Origin of the sequence: Rhodosalinus sp. (assembly GCF_041685465.1) — a bacterium.
GTDB lineage: Bacteria > Pseudomonadota > Alphaproteobacteria > Rhodobacterales > Rhodobacteraceae > Rhodosalinus.
Window position 1 is genome coordinate 1 of sequence record NZ_JAWLFS010000306.1, and the last position, 2,997, is coordinate 2,997.

At 70.3% G+C, this 2,997-nt stretch carries 3 protein-coding genes and 1 pseudogene; 2 read left to right on the forward strand and 2 right to left on the reverse strand.

Annotated elements, in window-relative coordinates:
- The coding region (uraD, locus tag ACESL7_RS14865; RefSeq protein WP_372894076.1) for a 2-oxo-4-hydroxy-4-carboxy-5-ureidoimidazoline decarboxylase at window positions 1-582 on the forward strand (582 nt) is incomplete at its 5' end.
- Window positions 579-1,067 (forward strand): ureidoglycolate lyase, encoded by a 489-nt coding sequence (locus ACESL7_RS14870; RefSeq protein ID WP_372894077.1) that lies wholly within the window; start codon window positions 579-581, stop codon window positions 1,065-1,067. The genes uraD and ACESL7_RS14870, both read left to right, overlap by 4 nt.
- A gap of 54 nt (window positions 1,068-1,121) precedes the next feature.
- Here ACESL7_RS14870 and ACESL7_RS14875 read toward each other — a convergent pair whose 3' ends face one another.
- On the reverse strand, window positions 1,122-2,789 hold the full coding sequence (locus ACESL7_RS14875) for an ABC transporter ATP-binding protein (protein ID WP_372894078.1): 1,668 nt from the start codon (window positions 2,787-2,789) through the stop codon (window positions 1,122-1,124).
- Window positions 2,779-2,997: pseudogene (locus ACESL7_RS14880) on the reverse strand (ABC transporter permease); the annotation flags it as partial. The gene ACESL7_RS14875 and the pseudogene ACESL7_RS14880, both read right to left, overlap by 11 nt.

Sequence of the window (2,997 nt, forward strand, 5' to 3'; positions counted from 1 at the left end):
GCGCACGAGGGCGTCTGGTTCGCCACGCGGCTGGCGATCGCGGAGCACTGGGCGGCGGAGCATCCGCCGGTCGATTGGCGGCGGCCCTCGGAGATGGGGCTCGACGCGTTCGTCGCGGCCTTCGGCGGTGTCTTCGAGCATTCGCCCCGGATCGCGGAGCGGGCGCACGCGATGGAGCTGGGGCCCACGCACGACACGGCGCGCGGGGTGCATGCGGCGCTGGCGCGCGCTTTCCGCGAGGCGAGCGAGGAGGAGCGGCTGGGCGTCCTGCGCGCGCATCCCGACCTTGCCGGCAAGCTCGCGGCGGCGCGGCGGCTGACGGCCGAGAGCGCAGCGGAGCAGGCGAGCGCGGGGCTGGATGCGCTGACCGACGCGGAGCGCGCCCGCTTCACCGCGCTGAACGACGCCTACACGGCGAAATTCGGCTTCCCCTTCATTATCGCGGTGCGCGACCACGACAAGGCCGGCATCCTTGCGGCCTTCGAGCGGCGGCTGGAGCAGGACCGGGAGACGGAGTTCGCAGAAGCCTGCCGGCAGGTGGAGCGGATCGCGGAGCTTCGGCTGCTGGAGACGCTCGCGTGAGCCGGGACATCGTGGCAGAGCCGCTGACGGCGGAGGCCTTCGCCCCCTTCGGCGACGTGCTGGAGGCGGCGGGGGCGCCGGACAAGGTGATCAACCAGGGGCGCTGCGGGCGCTGGCACGACCTGGCGCGGCTCGATTTCGGCGAGGGCCGGGCGGGGATCAGCCTTTTCGAGGCGGAGGCGCGGCGCCTGCCGCTCACGCTCGAGATGATGGAGCGGCATCCGTTGGGCGCGCAGGCCTTCCTGCCGATGAGCGCCGATCCCTTCCTGGTGGTGGTGGCGCCCGACGCGGGCGGGGCGCCGGGGCGGCCGCGGGCGTTTCTGACGAGCGGCGCGCAGGGGGTGAATTACCTTGTCGGCACATGGCACGGGGTGCTCACGCCGCTCGCGGCCCCGGGCCGCTTCGCGGTGGTGGACCGGATCGGGGCGGGCGCGAACCTCGAGGAGCACTGGTTCGAGGCGCCCTGGATCATCCGCACGGGCTGACGCGCTGCTTGCGGGGCGCGCGCTCCGCGACGGCCTCGACAGCCGGGGCCGGCGTCAGGAGGGTCGCAGCCCGCGGTTCTCCATCAGCTTCGTCAGCCAGTCGGGGTCCATCTCGGGGACCGAGGACAGCAGAAGCTCGGTGTAGTCCGGGTGCGGCGGCGAGAGGATCTGGTCCTTCAGCCCCTGTTCGACGACGCGGCCCTGGTACATCACCACGATCTCGTCCGCGATCGCCTCGACGGTGGCGATGTCGTGGGTGATGAAGAGATAGGCGATGCCCTTTTCCTTCTGCAGGCGCATCAGCAGCTTCAGGATGCCCTCCTGCACGATCTGGTCCAGCGCCGAGGTCACCTCGTCGCAGAGGATCACCTCCGGCTCGGCGGCGAGCGCGCGGGCGATGCAGATGCGCTGCTTCTGCCCGCCGGAAAGCTCGCCGGGCAGCCGGTCGTAGAACCCCGCGTCGAGCTCGATCTGCTCCAGCAGTTCGACGACCCGTTTCTCCAGCGCGCGGCCCCTCAGCCCGTGGTAGAAGGCGAGCGGGCGGCCGATGATCTCGCCCACGGTCTGGCGCGGGTTCATGGCGGTGTCGGCCATCTGGTAGATCATCTGGATGCGGCGGAGCTGATCCTTCGTCCGGTCCTTGAGCCGGGGCGGCAGGGTCTCGCCCTCGAAGGCGATCTCGCCCCTCGAGGGCGGCAGCAGGCCGGTGATGACCTTCGCCATGGTGGACTTGCCCGACCCGCTCTCGCCCACGATCGCCACGGTGCGCCCGCGGGGCAGGTCGATGCTCACGTCGTGGAGCACCTGCACCTTGTTGCCGTAGGCCGCGTCGATTCCCTGCGCCCGCAGGACCACGTCGTCGGACGGAGCGGCCTGTTTGCGCAGGCTGCGGACGGACCAGAGGCTTTTGGTGTAGTCCTGTTTCGGGTGCGCGAGCATCTCGCGCGTCTCGGCCTCCTCGACTTCGGCACCATGGCGCAGCACCTTGATGCGGTCGGCCATCTGCGCGACCACGGCGAGGTCGTGGGTGATGTAGATGGCCGCGGTGTCGAACTCCTCGACGATCTTGCGCATGGACATCAGCACCTCGACCTGCGTGGTCACGTCGAGCGCGGTGGTGGGCTCGTCGAAGACGATCAGATCGGGGCGTCCGGACATCGCCATCGCCGTCATAACGCGCTGAAGCTGCCCGCCGGAGACCTGGTGGGGATAGCGCCACCCGATATGCTCGGGGTCGGGCAGTTGAAGCTGGGCATAGAGCGCCTTCGCGTCGGCGATCGCCTCGGATTCGGATTTGAGCCCCTCGCGCACGGCGGCCGCGACGGTCTGTTCGATCAACCGGTGCGCCGGGTTGAAGGAGGCCGCCGCGGACTGCGCGACATAGGTCATGCGCGTGCCCCAGAGCTTGCGGCGCTTCCATTCCGGCATCGCGAGCATGTCCATGCCGTCGAAGGTCACCGAGCCGCCCGAGATGCGCACGCCCGAGCGCGCGAAGCCCATCGCGGCAAGGCCGAGGGTGGATTTGCCCGCGCCCGATTCGCCGATCAGGCCCAGCACCTCGCCCTTGTGCAGGGTCAGGTCCACGCCCTTGATGATCGGGTTCCACTTCTCGTCGGCGAAGCCCTCGATCTTCAGGCCGCGGATGTCGAGCAGCGGCGTACGCTGCGGACCGGGCGCGGGGCGCGCCCCGGTTTCGGGGATTTCGGAAAGGTCACTGGTCATCGCGCAGCCCGCTCGTCTTGTGCAGGAACCAGTCCACCACGAAGTTGACCGCCACGGTCAGCAGCGCGATGGCCGCCGCCGGCAGGAGCGGCGTGAGCCCGGCCTTCAGGTCGAAGCTGGCGAACTGGATCAGGTTCGCGGTCTCCCGCACCATGGTGCCCCAGTCGGCGGTGGGCGGCTGGATGCCGACGCCGAGGAAGGAGAGCGC

What these genes read in the sequence shown, in the direction of transcription:
- ACESL7_RS14875 (WP_372894078.1), bottom strand. Translation starts at nt 2,789, where the DNA reads ATGACCAGTGACCTTTCCGAAATCCCCGAAACCGGGGCGCGCCCCGCG.